The sequence below is a fragment of the Flavobacterium sp. genome (assembly GCF_027484205.1).
GTDB lineage: Bacteria > Bacteroidota > Bacteroidia > Flavobacteriales > Flavobacteriaceae > Flavobacterium.
Genome location: NZ_JAIXUB010000013.1, coordinates 269,428 through 285,887, shown reverse-complemented (window position 1 = coordinate 285,887; position 16,460 = coordinate 269,428). Strand labels below are relative to the sequence as shown.

General features: G+C 30.1%; 14 protein-coding genes. 1 reads left to right on the top strand and 13 read right to left on the bottom strand.

Annotated elements, in window-relative coordinates:
* Positions 1 to 54: 54 nt before the first annotated feature.
* From Q0049_RS05465 to Q0049_RS05445, 5 genes are all read right to left on the bottom strand, one after another.
* Entirely contained in the window at positions 55 to 687 is a 633-nt protein-coding gene (locus Q0049_RS05465; protein WP_298117420.1) for a hypothetical protein, read from the bottom strand.
* 54 nt (positions 688 to 741) lie between these two features.
* Positions 742 to 1,365 carry an ATPase gene (locus Q0049_RS05460; protein ID WP_298117418.1) on the bottom strand — a complete coding sequence of 208 codons (624 nt, stop codon included), beginning with the start codon at positions 1,363 to 1,365 and terminating at the stop codon, positions 742 to 744.
* A gap of 181 nt (positions 1,366 to 1,546) precedes the next feature.
* Positions 1,547 to 2,389, bottom strand: a complete 843-nt coding sequence (locus Q0049_RS05455) for a transcriptional regulator (RefSeq protein ID WP_298117416.1) — start codon at positions 2,387 to 2,389, stop codon at positions 1,547 to 1,549.
* A 138-nt stretch (positions 2,390 to 2,527) separates the two neighbouring features.
* Positions 2,528 to 2,821, bottom strand: coding sequence for a helix-turn-helix domain-containing protein (locus tag Q0049_RS05450; RefSeq protein ID WP_298117414.1), 294 nt, complete (start codon positions 2,819 to 2,821; stop codon positions 2,528 to 2,530).
* 408 nt (positions 2,822 to 3,229) lie between these two features.
* Complete coding sequence (locus Q0049_RS05445; protein ID WP_298117412.1) at positions 3,230 to 4,966, bottom strand: AraC family transcriptional regulator; 1,737 nt, start codon at positions 4,964 to 4,966, stop codon at positions 3,230 to 3,232.
* A gap of 380 nt (positions 4,967 to 5,346) precedes the next feature.
* Between Q0049_RS05445 and Q0049_RS05440 the strand changes: the two genes are divergently transcribed.
* Positions 5,347 to 6,084, top strand: coding sequence for a hypothetical protein (locus Q0049_RS05440; protein WP_298117410.1), 738 nt, complete (start codon positions 5,347 to 5,349; stop codon positions 6,082 to 6,084).
* A gap of 125 nt (positions 6,085 to 6,209) precedes the next feature.
* Here the strand turns inward: Q0049_RS05440 and Q0049_RS05435 are convergent, their stop codons facing one another.
* The 8 genes from Q0049_RS05435 to Q0049_RS05400 form a co-directional block, all read right to left on the bottom strand.
* A complete protein-coding gene (locus Q0049_RS05435) occupies positions 6,210 to 7,052 on the bottom strand; it encodes an RteC domain-containing protein (protein ID WP_298117408.1) in 843 nt (280 codons plus the stop codon).
* 987 nt (positions 7,053 to 8,039) lie between these two features.
* On the bottom strand, positions 8,040 to 9,944 hold the full coding sequence (locus Q0049_RS05430) for an N-6 DNA methylase (protein ID WP_298117406.1): 1,905 nt from the start codon (positions 9,942 to 9,944) through the stop codon (positions 8,040 to 8,042).
* Positions 9,945 to 9,947: 3 nt separating this feature from the next.
* Positions 9,948 to 10,655, bottom strand: a complete 708-nt coding sequence (locus Q0049_RS05425) for a hypothetical protein (RefSeq protein WP_298117404.1) — start codon at positions 10,653 to 10,655, stop codon at positions 9,948 to 9,950.
* A complete protein-coding gene (locus tag Q0049_RS05420) occupies positions 10,648 to 11,718 on the bottom strand; it encodes a response regulator (protein ID WP_298117402.1) in 1,071 nt (356 codons plus the stop codon). Before Q0049_RS05420 ends, Q0049_RS05425 begins: the two co-directional genes overlap by 8 nt.
* Positions 11,708 to 14,026 (bottom strand): ATP-binding protein, encoded by a 2,319-nt coding sequence (locus tag Q0049_RS05415; RefSeq protein ID WP_298117400.1) that lies wholly within the window; start codon positions 14,024 to 14,026, stop codon positions 11,708 to 11,710. Before Q0049_RS05415 ends, Q0049_RS05420 begins: the two co-directional genes overlap by 11 nt.
* Before the next feature lie 12 nt (positions 14,027 to 14,038).
* Positions 14,039 to 14,833, bottom strand: coding sequence for a nucleotidyl transferase AbiEii/AbiGii toxin family protein (locus Q0049_RS05410; protein WP_298117398.1), 795 nt, complete (start codon positions 14,831 to 14,833; stop codon positions 14,039 to 14,041).
* Positions 14,830 to 15,639 carry a type IV toxin-antitoxin system AbiEi family antitoxin gene (locus Q0049_RS05405; protein ID WP_298117396.1) on the bottom strand — a complete coding sequence of 270 codons (810 nt, stop codon included), beginning with the start codon at positions 15,637 to 15,639 and terminating at the stop codon, positions 14,830 to 14,832. The genes Q0049_RS05410 and Q0049_RS05405 overlap by 4 nt, the downstream gene beginning before the upstream one ends.
* A 523-nt stretch (positions 15,640 to 16,162) precedes the next feature.
* Positions 16,163 to 16,402: a helix-turn-helix transcriptional regulator gene (locus Q0049_RS05400; protein ID WP_298117393.1), complete on the bottom strand. Its 240-nt coding sequence runs from the start codon at positions 16,400 to 16,402 to the stop codon at positions 16,163 to 16,165.
* Positions 16,403 to 16,460: the final 58 nt, after the last annotated feature.

The following is a 16,460-nucleotide window of genomic DNA, read 5'->3' as shown; positions in this document are numbered from 1 at the left end:
AAATTGTATCAAATCAATATCAATTTTTTGTTAAAATGTTAATTTTGTTTCTAATCACTGCTCTTTATTTATCTCATCAAGATAATATTGTAAATCATAAAGATAAATTAAATCAATATTTTCCTCATTTGGCATTTGGTCTAGTTCTACAAAATTAATGTTTTCAGCCAATGTTTTTTCACCAATGATGTCCTGAATGATTATGTAGACTACCTCAAGAAGATTTTTATTATTGCAGTGCACAGTGTAGTTTTTTAGGTATACAATCATGTCTATTTTTTTGCAATCTTCATATTGTAGCGGTTCAAATTTGATTTCGCTAGCTTTTAGATTAATGTCTTTGAAAACGTAAGGTTCGTCTAATCCTGCTTCCATTTCATCTATATCTTCGGAAGGTTGGATGAACGCTATGAATTTCCAGTTTTTTAGTTTTGGGGCATTATCTACTAAAGTTATGACATCTTCAAAATAATTGGGATTTCCATTTGCCGAAATTATGAGTTGTATTGGTTTGTCGTCTCTTTTTGGGAAAATTATTATGCAATCTAGTCCTTCGGAATAGTAATGCAGGTTTTTGTCGAGCCAAAATAGAAATAGCTTTTGGATTTTTGGTTTTTCGTTTTGTAAATTTCTTAGGGTTCTTTCGTTGTATTGGATCCAGTTCCAAAATAGTTTAATGTTTTTCATGATTGTAAGTGATTAGTAAAAAGTGATTAGTGATTAGCAAGTTTTAAAGAGGAATTATCTTTTATCTCTTGAAGTGTTGTCGTAGGCAATTAGATTAAAGATCTCGCGCATTCTACTTCGTACACGATTGCCATAGTGGATTTCTATTTCGCTGGCAGAAAGGTTTGTTGTGATGTGGGTTTGTATTCGTTTTGCGATGTACACATCGTATCTACTTAATAGTATTTCTGCCATTACGTTGCATTCGTTTCCGTAGTATTTTAGATTGCTTTCTGTACCTAAATCGTCGAAACAGATTGTTTTGGGTTCGTATTCGTATAGTTTTCCTTTGCTGTATTTGTGAATGATTTGGTAGCCGTCTTGAATGAATTCGAAACTTATGTCGCGGCATGGTTTGATGAAAAATTTGTGTTCTGTAGGTGTTAGGTATTTCATTATGTTCATTATTGAGGTTTTGCCACAGCCTATTGGACCGGATAGTAGAATTCCTTTATTGAGATTGATATTGTATTGAAAACAGGTTTGTACGTCTTTGAGAAAATAAGCGATTAGTTTGTAAATTATTGGGTAATCGTTTTCTAGTATTTTGAAATGATTGCCGTATAACTCGATGCCCTTTTTTTCAATCCAGGTGATTATTTCCTCGTAATTGTAATATGACTTTATTTCGTTTTTCATATTTTTATTTTTAACCACATAGAAACATAGGTTTTTAGTTTTTTTGATTGGTAAGACGCTTCGCTTTGGATAGGTTAGAATAGGTTTAACCGCAAAGAACGCAAAGGTTTAACGCAAGGTTCGCAAAGATTTTTTTTGCCACAGATTAAAAGGATTAGCACAGATTTCCTCGGAATGACAGTTACAAAGGTTCGGAATAGTCTTTTTCGGTTGTGGTGTTGAGTTTTTTTGGGCGGTTTGGTTCTGCATTTGTGATGAATTTTGGTGCGTTTAATATCCAGTTTTGTGCTGCTGCTTGCCAATCAGTCATTGGTGTTTTGCCTCCGACTAGCCATCCTATGCTTGAGAAATAGTTAAAGAATTTTTGGGCTTCGAGTTCTGGGAAGTTTTGTTCGCGGAAATAGGATTTGACATTTTCTATTGTTGGCTTCTCCAATGCGCTCGAAGTGACAATAAACATTTCTTCTTTTTTCGCGGAACTTTTTTCTTCTTTCGGTTTTTCATTTTTTAAAATAATTTGTTCTTCTTCAATTTTTTTTGATTGCTCACCCAAGTTTAAGCCGTTTGAATTGTTTAAATCGTTTGTATTGTTTGTATTGTTTATATAAGGTACTACGACTTGTTCATTAACCTGTTCACTACTTGTTTCAGAACTAGTATAAGACTTGTTCACTACTTGTTCATTAACTGGTTTAAAATTTGAACTGCTACCTTTTGGTAAAGGTTTTAAATCATCAGAAAAATTAAACAAGAAAACATGGCTGCCTTTGAATGGATTGTAGGATGGTTCGTATTTTATATATCCCTGCGCATGCAATGCTTTTAGACATTTGTGATAGGTTGCTTTTGAGCTGATTTTGCTTATTCGCATTATTTCATCACGAGAAATACTGATTGGATTTCTGAACCGATTGCAATTCCAGAATTGAAATAGCGACATGTATAAACTTACATGTGTTGGATTGAGCAATTTGTCTTTTGCTACTCTGTCAAAAAATCCGGTTAGGTGTTTTATGTAGTTCATTTTTGGTGAAAAGTGATTAGTGAAAAGTGATTAGCGAAAAGTTTAACCGCAAAGAACACAGGGTCCTTCGACAAGCTCAGGATGACAGCGCAAAGCACGCAAAGTTGTTCGACAAGCTCATTATGAAAATAACAAGGATTACTTAGAGTTAAATAATGTACGCTCGGAGCTGACTTTGTTTTGATCGAGTAGTTTTTCAATATCCTTGTATGGATAATAGATTATTCCGCCGATCTTGGTGTAGGATAAGGTTTTGTTGATACGTAAGGTTTGGAGTGTTCCTGGAGAAATATTGAGTAGTTTTCTAACTTCTGAGGATTTAAGCCATTGTTTGGATTGCTCTGTTTTGTTTTGGAAGATTTCTCTAATGTCGTCTAAAAGTAACGTGCGGAAATCATTTAGGTCTTGTTTAGTTAAAATTTCAATTGCCATAATTTATGTTTTAAATTGTTATGGCACAAAATTGTATGTTTTGAGAATATTTATTTCACAAGTCAATCACAAGTTGTGAAAGAAAAAAGTTGATTTTATTTTTGATTGGTTGAATTCATTGACTTTTTTAGTAGTAAAAAAATTATAATTGTAATATTTTCTTTTGTCTTGATACAAAAGAAACAAAAAATCAAGGCTCCAAATTAAAAGTTTAAAAACTACCTCGTAATTACGTTCCGCACCCCAAGCCGTTCGTCCTTCGGACTCAACTCGTGGAGTGCTGCCACTACATTACTTCGTTGTTTTTCTACACTTTTTATTTGAGGCCGTAACTAATCGGAAGTGTTTATTGCACTTTTACACCGCTGCGCTTTGTAAAAGTCTTTGTAAGACGTTTTTTTGTTTTTTTTAGCTGGACTTTTCGTTTAGTGACTTCTTTAGTTTATAAATGAAGTATGTAGGTGAAATTCCGTTTCGTTCTTTGAAGGCACGAGTGAAGTTTTGAGTAGAACCGAAACCTGCTTCTTCACCCAAAGCTTTGTGGGTGTAGTTTCTGTATTTAGTTTCTTTTTTTAGAATTTCGATTATGTGATTTATTTTCAAGTCGGTTATGTAGTCAATAGTTCCTTTTCCTCTGTGTTTGGCAATAATTTTTGTAACATATTTTGTATTGGTATTTAGAAATAAAGCCATTTTGGCTAGTGTCATGTCTTTTTCTAAGTATTTTTTACTTTGCTCGAATTTTTCCAACTTTTTTAAAATGCCAGTTTCAATATCTGGGCTTATTTCTTGACTACTTTGCTTGTCGGTATTTTCAGAACTGATAGCTTCGTTAGTATCATGATTTATTATTTTCTCAAAAGTCGGTGGTACAACACTTGTTTCAGTAATTACTGGATTAGAAGTATCCCGCCTCATTATTTCATCAAAAAGCTTTTTGTTTTTGAAGTGTTTGTTAATTAAAAATGCAATTATAGCAATCAATGTACAGATTATACTAAACCCTATAATTGTTCTGAATGTCATCGTATTTTCAATTTCATATTTGGACTTTAATAATTCTTTAGTATCGTATTCTTTAACTACTTTTTGAAGTAGGTATTTGTAATTTTGACTTAGAATTTTATCGACTTTCAAAAGTTGATCAATATAAAAAAGTTGTAATTTGATATTCCCTTTTTGTTTATAATAATCGATTAGTTTTTCATAGCCTTCACGTAAATCTGGACGGATATAGTTTTCTTTCTTGAATATATCTTCTACTTTTTTAAAGTAGGTTATGGCTTTATCTTTTTTATTTAATGACCAAAATGATTTACCAATATAGAAATATGCTACCGAAAGATTGGCAAAATCTTTATTTTGTTTTAAGGTTGGTAAAATCCCAGTTAACTTTGAAATTGTCGAATTGTACTTTTTCAAACCACAGAGATTAATACCTTCAGAATGGATGAAATACGGTTGCATTTCGAGGTTGTTTAACCTTATTCCTTCATCAATACCCGTTTGATTTGTAACGGTGCACCATGCATAATTTCCAATTCTATTGTAACATAATCCTAATGAATGTAGTGAGTTTAGGTAGGCTCTGTCATTTTCTTCTTTAAAATAATCAATACATTCTCGGAATAAACTGATGGCTTCATCATAGAAACCAAGGTAAGATTTGGTTTGTGCGATACCGTATTTTAGTTTGTAAATTAAATATTCATTTTTTGTTTGAGAAATGTACTTATCTGCCATTAGATAATTGTCTAATGCTTTCATTTGTTCTTTTCGATCATAAAATACAATCCCTTTAGTCATATAAGCTGAGCCTATTAGCTCAACCTCGTTCAACTTTATAGCTGCAATAAGCATGCTATCTGCATATAATAAGCGAAAATTTTTATTGGCTGTATGGATATGAGCTTTATAAGCATTAGCTATTTGAAAATTGTTTTCCTCTGATTTAGCTTTTTTTAACCAAGCTTTCGCATATATCGAAGATTTATTACCATCGTCATTATAATCAATTATAGCTTGGCTCAAATACTCATAACTTTTGATTGATAAACTATCTTGATTTTTACCATAGTTCTCCTGCGCATTCGAATAATGCAACACCAATACTATTAAAATTAGTAAGCGTTTTTTGGTAACCATAGGACGGATTTGGAACTTCAATATTTTAAAACACAATAAGATTAATTGTGATTTGTTGCTTTTTTGCCCCTAAATGTAGCTATAATAATCAAAAATTGCATCATGTAGTGTTTACAAATTGCGATTTCAAGGTATATATATGCAACCCATTGAAGAGTTGTGATTTACTTGTAATTTTTTGGTGTTTCATTCCCGAATGACACATTTTACATTCGGGAATGGCATATCAGATGGCTTGTGTGATGGGAAATGGGCAGTTAGTTTTGTCCTGAATTCAAATGGTTTTGTTATAAGCGAAACCAAATCCTAGTTCAATTATCCCGGGCTAAATGAACTGATGAAAAAAAAGTAATCAGTAACATTCTAACACATTAAATCACATGAAAAATATACACTCATGCACCTTAATTATTGCCTTTTTTATAACGATGAGTATAGGATTTGTATCTTGTAACTCTGATAATGAGCCAGCTACTTTTGAAAGCCCAAATGGTAGTTCTGCTAAAGTAGTAGCTTCATTACCTGAAAATGACAGCAACCCTTATGATGAGGTAGGTCGCACCTATGACGAATTGTTTGATGCCTATTTTGTAAATGGCTATGCTGATACAACTGTTTCGCAAATTGTGAACAGCGTTGAAACACTTGCAACTGCTAACTCTAGATTTAATTCTATAAAAACTCAAAATTATCATAACGTTTCGAGTACTAGGGTTCAATATTTAGTTGATCATCCGACTACTAGTGTGAATGATGTTATTACTGCATCGAGTATGTCGGCAAGTGGGAAATCTAATCTTTCCAATTTTATTAATTCCTATATCGATTTTTTCAACATTGAAAATGATTGTACCAGCATTTATAACAAAATAGTGGCGTATGAAAATGAAGTATTGGTTAACGCTGCATTGACTGCTAACGATAAACGAATTATTTTAACCACCACTTCGGTTACACGATATCTAACTTACAGAGCTAGAAAAAAACCAAAAAAGAATACTGATCCTGATTGGCATATATTTATTGGTAATATTGTTGCTTCGATTGAAGGAGCCGAACATGGTTCAGCAGAAGCCGTTACTATGTCGTTGGTTACAGGGATTGCTCAGAATCAGTAAAAGGTTGGAAGATGGAAGATGAAGATTTAAGTGCGAAAATAGAATATAGAGAATAGAATATAGAAAAAAGTTTTTCGCAAGCTCACAAATGCAGAATAAGGGTTGTCAATTATTGACAGCCCTTATTAATTTTCGTCGGCATCTTCCATGCGTAGTATTAGTTTTTCTTTTAGTGTGTTTAGGAATTTGGTTCTTTCTGATTTTCGTGCACGGATTTCTAGAAAGGCTCGATTGAATTGTCCGAGGTCGATGTTGAATGTTGTTTCAAAAAAAGTGGCAACTTCTTTTAGTTCGGATGTACCGTTATTGAAAACACCTTCGGTGTGAAGTGCATAGATTAATTCAATTAATCCCACTCTTGAACCGGTCCATTTTTGAGTTTTGGTATTAGTACTATTGCTAATCTTCTTTTCTTTTTGTTCTAGTTTTGAGATCTCATTCTCGATGTAGCTTTTTATTTTTTCGTTTGCTAGAATTTTAGCTACTTTGTAATCGTGTGATGTTGAAAACCTACTGTCTGCTTGAAAGTAAAAGCTGTCTAATGTGTGCTTCAAATCGTGTTTACCTCGAATGAAGTATTTGTTGTCTAGACTTTTATCTCCAGTTCTGTAGTATTTGTAAAATTCTTTGTTTTCATTGTAGTAGGATTGCAATTTAATCAATTCGAGATTGTAGTATTTTCGGAATGTTTTTTTGGAACCGAAAGGTTTGTTGGTTTCGATGTTGTAGATTTCGTTGTAGTAAATAAGTTTGGCCGCAAATTCCGGCTTAATCTCACGAAAGAAATTGATTTCTTCTGATTTGTTTTCGAAGCGGTGTTTTAAGAATTCTGTTTTTAGTTTCTCAAAAGTAGGGATAAGTGTTTTGATTGCTAATTCTGCATAGTGAATGGGATTGTCTGTTTTGGAGTGAATGTCTTGTAGTTGTTTGTCTAGTTCTGATACTAGTTGTTCGGAAAACAATTTCATTTGCTACAGTTTTAGTTTGATGGAAAGCAAATCTATTGGAGTAGTGGTGGTTTCACAAGTAGTGTATGTTTTGATTCCCGAATTGAGTAGTTGTTATTCCCGAATTGAATAGTGTTTTTTATCGCTTTGCTCAGATTTTTTTGGAACACAGATTGAACGGATTAAACAGATTTGCACAGATTTTTTCTCGCTTTGCTCGTTTTTTTTACCATGCAAGGAATTTAAGAGCATATAAGAACTCACTTTGCTCGTTGATTTGGAACGCGGATGGTACGGATTCACTTCGTGAAAACGCTAATGGTCGCGGATTTTATTTGAGTTGTTCTATTGATGTTTGAAATGAATAGTGTAATTCCCGAATTGCATAGTTTGTTTTTTTAGTTATGCAGTAATTGTAAGTTCTAATTGCCACATGAATGTGGTGAGAATTTAAAATCTTTGTTATGAATCACATTCTATTTTCTGTCGTATTGTATTTGGTGTTTATTTTTCTGTTTTTTAGAGAAATGCGACTTGACTATAAACGGTATCTTGAAGCTGACCGATTGGGTGATGAACATATTTTAAAAGAAGTTGAGCGGTTTTTGGACAAAATGAAACAGACTGAAGGTGTGTCTTTGGAGGATTGAATTTGTATGGTATTTTTGTTTTATGCGGTGCTTATAGTTTCTATTTAACGCAAAAATGCGGTGATAAAGTCAAATAATCACTGTATTTAAGTTTTTATTTATTGTTTTTTAATCCAGTTGCTAATTGATTATGAATATTATTAATAGTGAACTTGTATGTGTACTATTTAATAAAAAAGTAAATATATACGTTGACAAAACTTAAATAAAGTAATTGTATGTGTTTACTTTAGTGCTTCGCTTTGTTTATGTATTTTATAAGGTAAACGATTTAAAAATACTTGACAGATTTATGTTTACTTACAACAATATATTTAATTCCCTGTTATACTAAAATTCAAAAAAAGAACATCAATATTTAAGATATTAGTTCTTTTTTTAAATTGTATTTTTGAAATAGAAAGTTGTCAATTTTATTAATATCTTCAAGATTTAATAATTCCAATTTTTCTTCATCGTTTAAATCGCAAACCCCGAAATTTTTTATGTAATTTTTTGCAACAGAAAAATAATTTCCTGAGTATGGTTTACTCGTGTTTTCAATATAAAACCAAAATATTTTTGACATTAAAATCTTCTGAAGGAGATGTAATTCCTCGATTGAATCCGAAAAAATAGCATATCCGTTATAAAATAGTAAATCTTTATCATTAGTGTAAACAAAACAAGGAGTATTAGTTATGTAGGGCAATAATAGCTTATATCCTGATGTTACTAAAGCTTGATTCCTACCAAAAGCATACCATCGTTCGTAATCACGATTTCCTTTATCTCTTTTTGATAAAATTTCTTTCTGACTTAATAAATATTCATAGGTTGAGGGATATTTTGACTTTAATATGTCTTCATCAATAACTTTTAGTCCTTTTTTATTGGTATTGAATAAATCAACTTCTTCAATAATATTATATGGAAAAATTAATTTTTCAGTATGATTTTCAATTTGTGACTCAAGTTTAAGAGTATTTGGTTTGATTGCGTTTCTGCAGATTTCTTTTTCAATTTTAAACTCTATTTTGTCTTTAATTAAATAGTAATAATCATCTGTTTCTCTTATAGGTGAGAAAATATAAACGTTATTTTTAAGAGTAGCAAAACCATTTCTAATTTCAAATTTTGAGCCTAATGATTTACCAGTATTTTCTATAATTGAAATAACTTTCGAAGTTCTTTTATTAATTAAATACCAACCATCAAAATCATTAAGATCATCATATAAAAACTTTATATAATCTGATTTTTTTATTAAATTAATATTGCTACTTTTTGTTTTAACATAATTTATGATATTAGTAACTTGTTTACTGATTATACATATACAAGTGTAAGTTGAACGTTTTTTGAATAACTGTTCGCCTCCAAAATCAATTATATTAAAATCAAATTTATTTTTTGAAAAATATTCTCTAACAGATCTACCATTTAAACTTTTATAAAAAGTATTTACTGTTATATAACCTAAAACACCTGTTGCGTTTAAATTTTCTAAGCCTATTTCAAAAAAAGGTATGTATAAATCTGATTTACCAGAAGCAGATACACCCCAGTTTTTAAGTAGTAGTTTTGTTTCGTCATCAATCTTGGATGCTCCAACATATGGAGGATTCCCAACAATGATATCAAATCCACCATTTTGTTGAATTTCTGGAATTAAATCCCAATCAAAATTTAAAGAATTACCTTGGAACAAGTTAAATTCATATTTAGAAACATTTTCTCCGTTTTTAATAGCATGTAGAATTAATAAAATTTTTGTTCTTTCAATACTATAGTTTTGAATATCTACTCCAAAAATATTATCTCTGAATATTTCAAAATAACTCTTACTGGTTTGAAGTTTTATTATCTCTGCAATAGTCTTAAAAAAACCACCACATCCACAAGCAATATCACCGAATTTAGCATTTACTAGGCTTCTATTTCGGTCTAAATATTTATTTACGGATTCCTTAACAATAAAGTCCCTTATATAGTTGGGGGTAAACACAGCACCATTTACCTCTTTATCGGCAGGTGAAATTACAAATTCGAAAAGTTCGAGCAAATCTTCAGTATCAAACTTTACATCCTTTAAAAGAGAGGTAAACTCATTTAATTTATCATGTTCAATTTCATCATCTTTTGTAATAATATATTCATTAATTAACTCACTCTTTATGTTCTTTAAATCATTAACTTCTATAAATGAAGAAACTAACAATCTATTTACATCTAGCGTTTCGTATGAATAATTTTTTAAGAATTTTAAAATATTTGGGTTCATTAATTAGCATATATACAATGGAAATACATTGTTAATTGTAAAATCATTATGTTGTTTATTAGCATCAAATGCTTGAAAGTATGGAGTCCAAAGTCTTTCTTGTGCTCTTTTTATAATTTGTTGATAATCATAGTTATTTAATAATGATTTTACAAAACCAAACTGTTTATTGCTGAAAAAATTTGAAAAAATAAAATGAAATCCAAGAAATATGTCCATTGGCGGATGTGGAATTCTTGGACTAGATAAAACCAACAATTCTTCATCAATAAGTTCCATTTTTTTACCTCCAAATTGAAAATGATAGGATGGATGTGTATATTTTGTTTCTTCTTTATTTAGATGTCTATCTAAATGCCAACTACTACAAAACGCTTTAGCAGTATCGCTTTTATTTTTATAGGCAAATACATTAATGTCAAAATAATAACCATGAAGTGGGTCGTAATCTATTTGCATATTGTCTTTTGCCATTAACATGTGATCCAAGTATATTTGACAAAAATTTAATTCATCTGGCAAAGTACCGACAATCCTTCCATTAATATGAAAGCATAAACTATCTATTTTATACTCAATCAATTCTTTACTTTCTAGTTCGTTGATAATCTTACTTAGTTCAGTAAAATCACCAGTTACATTGCTATCTTCGATTAATTTTATAAAAATTGACAAATCATTTCTAAATGTTCTTAAATTCCAACTATCCATTTGTATTTACTTTATTTGCTAGTTCACGAATTGCTTTTTTATCAATTTCACTTATAATGTTTTTAAATTTTTCAATTTCGGTCAAAGCAGAATCAAAGGAGATATATTCTTTTTCTTGCCATGGTAAATAATCTTTTTTTAGTAACTCAATACCATCAAATGGATCCAATGGTTTATTTGAAAATTTACAGATTGTCCAAAAATTTGAACTTGTAGAATATTCGGTTTTTACTGACGGATTTAAATCATCTAGTGAGAGTTTTGTTTTGATAACATTGACTCTTTCTTCTGCATTCAGTCTTCTCAGTGGTGTTTCAAACTCAATTACATTTTCCCACCAGAAATTAACTTTGTCCATCCACCAACGAGAATGTATATCAGAAAATATTCCAAAATATTTAGCATCTTTTAAACTATCTAATACAACTGCCCAATCTTTAGAATCTTTTGAAATACCTAGTCTTGCAGCTAAAATATCTTCACCAATTAAAGTACCAATGGCATTAATAATTGTATCATTAATAAGTCTACTATGCTCATATATAAAACCTTCCTTTGATTTTAATTTTGATTTTATTTGTGTATGAATCAAACCACTTTCACTACTATTAATTTGAAATATTTTAAGTAAATCGAAATTATCTGTTTTAATTTTTGAGTAAGCCTCCACAAAAGATGTTAGATAATTTTTAAACTTCTCTTTATTTCCTAAAAAATCTTTCTTTGATATTGCAAAATCGAATAAATCTTGATTAGTAAAATCTTTATAATAATCAACTATAACATCTTCATTAGACATAAGTATAATTGGTCTTTCTTTAAAATCAGTAGTGTGTTTAGATCTTAACGTAGCTGCGATAGTAGGAGCATCAAAACATGCGTGTTTTTCTCCATTTGTCAACCTATAATCTAAGATTAGTGCATCAATGTTGTTTAACTTACCTAAAATTTCACTCAAATCTGAGGAAGGGTCGTAACTTTCAACTTCAAATCCTAAAGCTTTTAAATCAAGCTCCCTACTGTCAGTTTTTTGGTCTTCTACGTATAATATTTTATAAGCCATATTTATCTAATTCTTTATCTGTTGCTTTTGGAATTTCAATTCTGAGACAAGTATTATATCCTTCCTTCGGAGCAACTACTTGTATTTTGCCTCGATAACTAGTCACAATGTCTTTAACTATTTTCAAACCTAATCCTGTACCAGTGATTTCATTACTTGAGTCAATATTGTCTAATGTATTTGGTGAGGTTGTAGTAAAGAACTCTTCAAATATTTTTTCTTCATTTTCTTCAGAAATACCATCCCCAGTATCTGAAAATTCAAGATAAATATAATTTTCAAAAAAACCACATTCAATATTTATTTGCCCTGCAACTTGGGTTCTTTTTATTGCTTTTTTTGCATTTGTATAAAAATTAAAAAATATTGAAGACCATTCAGATGGATGCATGGGTAGAGAGTACATATATACACCGTTTCTTTCTGGTTTATTAAAAGTAATATTACTTTTTTGAGCATCACTTTGAATTGAATTCCAAAATTTTTCAGCAGTATTATGTATGTCAATTGGTATTAAATCTCTTACTACATTTTGAGAGATAACACCATCAAAATAGGAAGTATAAGTTTGAAATGTAGTTACATTTTTATCTAATATTAAAACTCTCTCAAGTAATACCTCATCCGATTTTAATTTCTCAATAAGAAATCCTATATCAGATTCCATATTTATTATATAGTCTTTAACCTCATGTATAAACTGACCAATGGTCAATCCAACACTACTTAAAACCCTTAGCATTGATTTTTCTTTGAGATATCTACTCTGTTCTTCTTTTTGAAGCTTTTCAATTTCCTTAATATTATCTTGTATCTTTTTTAATCTTTTCTTTCTCCTTTGTTTTATTTGAATATTTCCTTCTTCTTTTTCTAATTCTCTATCTAACATTTCTAATGTATGGGCAATATCTTTAATTCTAACTTCAATACTTTCATATATACCATCTTCTTGCTTTTGTCCAGAAACAATTTTTATATTTCTAACTTCGGCAGTTTTTATTACTCCGGTAAGTAATGTTCGATACACAAAGTTTTTTAATTGAATTAAAGCCTCATTTTCCATTAAACCTTCTCTACTTGAAGTTTCATTGAATTTTTTTTCAGTATCTGTTAATTCAACAAATCCAAAAAAATTAAAATTACCATGTACAGGTAGTAAAGAACGTTGTCTAATGGAAGCATCTAGTTTTAGCCAGTCATCACTAGGTTCACCATATGGTAAAACTCTAAAACCATTTCTATAAAGTCTAATACCACCTTGTGTTCTAGCTAAATTTCGAATATTGGTTTCATGCATTTTAGGAATTAAATCTGCATTATATATATAGTAATATGCTCTAAATTTTATATTACTTAGCTGACTAAATGGTTCAGTCATATCATCAGGATTACTTCCAATTTGACCAATATCATTAATTTCCAATTTTTTACTTTCTACCGAATACCAGCCCATTCCATCATTATCAATCCAGCCTTCAATAACCGCAACAGCATAATCATAAATCATGCTCCTTTCATCTGCAATTATTATTGCTTTATTATCTTCAATTTTTTTGAAAACCGTTTTAAATCCAGGATCGCTTGTTTCTTCAAGTCTATTTATATCCTCATTCTCTTTTACTTCTGATAATGGGAATGGTTGAATAATTGCACTTACATAATTAAATATCCTTTTAATAGATGCTTGTGACCATCTATCTCTTAAATCTTCAATTTTTAAAGTTGTTCCTTCTTCTTTTCGTTTTTCAACAACTATAATTTTATTACTTATGTTTAATAAGTCAATATCTCCTTTGTACTTATCCCATTCTATTGTTAAAACCAAAGCAAATTCATCATTTTTTGTTTGGGTTGTAATAGTCAATTTTTTACCAAGTCGTTGTACAGCAAATCTACCAATACCTTTTTGACCAGATCTTTTTCTTTTATATCTTTCTGAAAGAGGATTATGTAATTTGTCAGTTGATGAAATTCTCATAAAACCATTTACAAGTTGGTTTCTGGTCATTCCAATTCCATCATCTTCTATGAACAAAGTTCCTCCAATAGAATCTGAATTTTCAAATTTTAAAGTAACTTTTTTTGCATCTGCATCGTACGCATTCTTTACTAATTCAGAAACAGCAGTTTCTTGGCGAGCAACTAATTCAGTACCTAATCTATCAATCACACCAGCATCTACACTGAATCTCACATTATCATTGTCAAAACTTGCTAATTTTGATGATAATTCAATAATTTTACTGTAGTTATTAGGTTCGTCTACTAAAATTTTTGACAATTCCTCCCGTATGTTTTTTTCGTCCATATCCTATTATCTCTAAATTTTATTGATAATACTTTCACTAACTTTTAAATAAGCTTTATCATTATCGTAATCTACTTCAGGTCTCAAGATTGTAAAAATGTCGTTTCTAAATTCCGCATCTTGTATTTTTTCCTCCATATTGGCTAAAAACATTTTACTTGTTGGGTTTACACCATCAGAAAAATTGATGTATTCTTTATAACATTGGATTAGCTTATTTATATCAATTTCAAGGTTTGCTAATGCTATGTCTAAATCGAATAAATCTCTTCCTTTTCTTCGTTGGTATAATGCTCTTAGTTTTGTTCCTAATAATTCCTCTACTTGATAGGTATTAATCGAACATTTACCTGAAAACCAGCCGTTGTTTACTGCAAATGGTATTTGTTGTAATCCTAACACTGTGAAATGTTCTCTACAATTGATTTCAATCTTCAATCGCATTTGAATTATTGGAGGTATTTCTGTTTCGAATTTATAAGTTGCTGTATTGTTATGTATGCTGGTTTCAATATTTCTTTTTGTTCCTAAAAAAGGAGCCAATACTTCTCTTATTCTTACCAGAATTGGTTTTATTGGTCCTGATTTTATTTGCACTAAATCAATATCTTCTGAATATCTTGCTTGTGGTTTTAGAAATAGTTTATGCAATGCGGTTCCACCACGAAAAGCTAGGTTTTCATTTAGGAATGGGTCAGCGAATATTTCAACAATGGCTCTCTCAATGATAAGGTCTTGTTCTACTTGTCCGTTTTCTGGCCAAGGAGCAAACTCGCGCCATTCTTCTATGTATCTTCTTGGAATCATAAATCACTTTCGATTTTGATATTGTTTATAATTCGCCATTTCGTATTTGTACTTCCTTTTTTATTTTTTCCTGGCATTAATGGTATGTTTGTTCCTTTTTTATCTGCTATAGTAGTATAAATTACTTGACTTAGTTTCTCATTTTTAAGTTCATACTCCAGTAAATATCCCAATCGTTGCACTGCAGCTATTTGAGAATAATTTTTCGCCGTTTTGACTAGTATATTGGGTTTAATTACTTCCACTAATTCTTTTAAGATTGTAATCACACGATTCATTCCTAATTTATCTACATAGTATAGCAAATCTAAAGCTGTTAGTTCTGGAGAAGAAACATTTATATATCCTGCTTCTGTTTTTACTTTATTAATATCTTCTTTGTTCCATTCATTTTTTACTAAAAAATTTATTTTTAGTTTTTTGTTTTTAATGTCTCTTAAAGCTGGTTTCTCGGTAATCACAAATGTTTCCATTGATTGTTGATGTGACGCTCCATGGATTGCTGCCGCTGAAATTAAACCGAGATAATAGTTCTTGTGCAGTGATATCATCATATCATCAAGATACATATTGCTAGGAATTACACCGTATCTTGAATATTCGGCAGGAAGTATTGTATAAAAACCTTTTCGGATCTGAACAATTTTATTTTTTACTTTTAGTCTATATAAGTTTTGAAGAATTGCTTTATCAGTTACTTCTAATTTATCTTTTAGTTCTTCTAATGTAAAGGCATATCTTCCTTTAGCTCTAACACTATCAATGTATTCTTCTAAATAATTATATGTTTGAACTCCTGTTTTCACTAGTATATTTTGTTTGCTATTTACTACACAATGTGTAGTGTTACGCAAATATAATATATTATATACTAAATAGTATATTTTGCTATTAAAATTTATACTAAATGGTTATTATATCTATTTAATATAAACTCTTTTTATATTCCACCTGTACAAACTATTTCTTTTTTGTTATTAAGTTTGGCTCAAATTTGTTCAATAATTGGGTTAATAACACCATATGTTAATACTTGAAATTAACTTTCACCTCTTCCTGTTTTTCCAACTATTGTTATGGTACATATTCTTTTTATAATCATAAAATTTCCCTCTCAAGTAAAGCCCTAAAAACCACAACACAATAGCTCCAATAATTTCATACCATTCCATACGTTTTTGATTTGATTAAACCGCAAACCTATGTGCAAATTGGGATAATTGCAAGAAGTGTAGTGTGTGATTCCGGAATTGAATACTATATTTTTAAGTTTTTTGAATAAAAAAAGATGCCGAAGCATCTTTAATAGTATTAATTGTTTAAGATAATCTATTCATCTAAGTCAAACTTAAAATCAAGTAGTTCTTTTGGAGTTTTACCCAATCCTTTAGCTAATTCAATTAATGTTGTAAAAGCAAGATTTCTTTTACCACTTTCAATCATGCTAATATTACTTTTAGTTAAATTGCTATTGGCTGCAACTTGATCTTGACTTAAGTTTAGACTCTCACGTATTTTTTTTACATGTTGTCCAAATTGGACTAAGTTTTTATCACGTATTTTATCCATTGTTTAATCAATTTGAACAAAAAGCGTAATTTTTTAGAATAAAAATGTTATAAGAACT

Bases quoted from the DNA above. Each gene is read 5' to 3' on its own strand.
- Q0049_RS05465 (WP_298117420.1), bottom strand. From the start codon at position 687: ATGAAAAACATTAAACTATTTTGGAACTGGATCCAATACAACGAAAGA.
- Q0049_RS05460 (WP_298117418.1), bottom strand. From the start codon at position 1,365: ATGAAAAACGAAATAAAGTCATATTACAATTACGAGGAAATAATCACC.
- Q0049_RS05455 (WP_298117416.1), bottom strand. From the start codon at position 2,389: ATGAACTACATAAAACACCTAACCGGATTTTTTGACAGAGTAGCAAAA.
- Q0049_RS05450 (WP_298117414.1), bottom strand. From the start codon at position 2,821: ATGGCAATTGAAATTTTAACTAAACAAGACCTAAATGATTTCCGCACG.
- Q0049_RS05445 (WP_298117412.1), bottom strand. From the start codon at position 4,966: ATGGTTACCAAAAAACGCTTACTAATTTTAATAGTATTGGTGTTGCAT.
- Q0049_RS05440 (WP_298117410.1), top strand. From the start codon at position 5,347: ATGAAAAATATACACTCATGCACCTTAATTATTGCCTTTTTTATAACG.
- Q0049_RS05435 (WP_298117408.1), bottom strand. From the start codon at position 7,052: ATGAAATTGTTTTCCGAACAACTAGTATCAGAACTAGACAAACAACTA.
- Q0049_RS05430 (WP_298117406.1), bottom strand. From the start codon at position 9,944: ATGAACCCAAATATTTTAAAATTCTTAAAAAATTATTCATACGAAACG.
- Q0049_RS05425 (WP_298117404.1), bottom strand. From the start codon at position 10,655: ATGGATAGTTGGAATTTAAGAACATTTAGAAATGATTTGTCAATTTTT.
- Q0049_RS05420 (WP_298117402.1), bottom strand. From the start codon at position 11,718: ATGGCTTATAAAATATTATACGTAGAAGACCAAAAAACTGACAGTAGG.
- Q0049_RS05415 (WP_298117400.1), bottom strand. From the start codon at position 14,026: ATGGACGAAAAAAACATACGGGAGGAATTGTCAAAAATTTTAGTAGAC.
- Q0049_RS05410 (WP_298117398.1), bottom strand. From the start codon at position 14,833: ATGATTCCAAGAAGATACATAGAAGAATGGCGCGAGTTTGCTCCTTGG.
- Q0049_RS05400 (WP_298117393.1), bottom strand. From the start codon at position 16,402: ATGGATAAAATACGTGATAAAAACTTAGTCCAATTTGGACAACATGTA.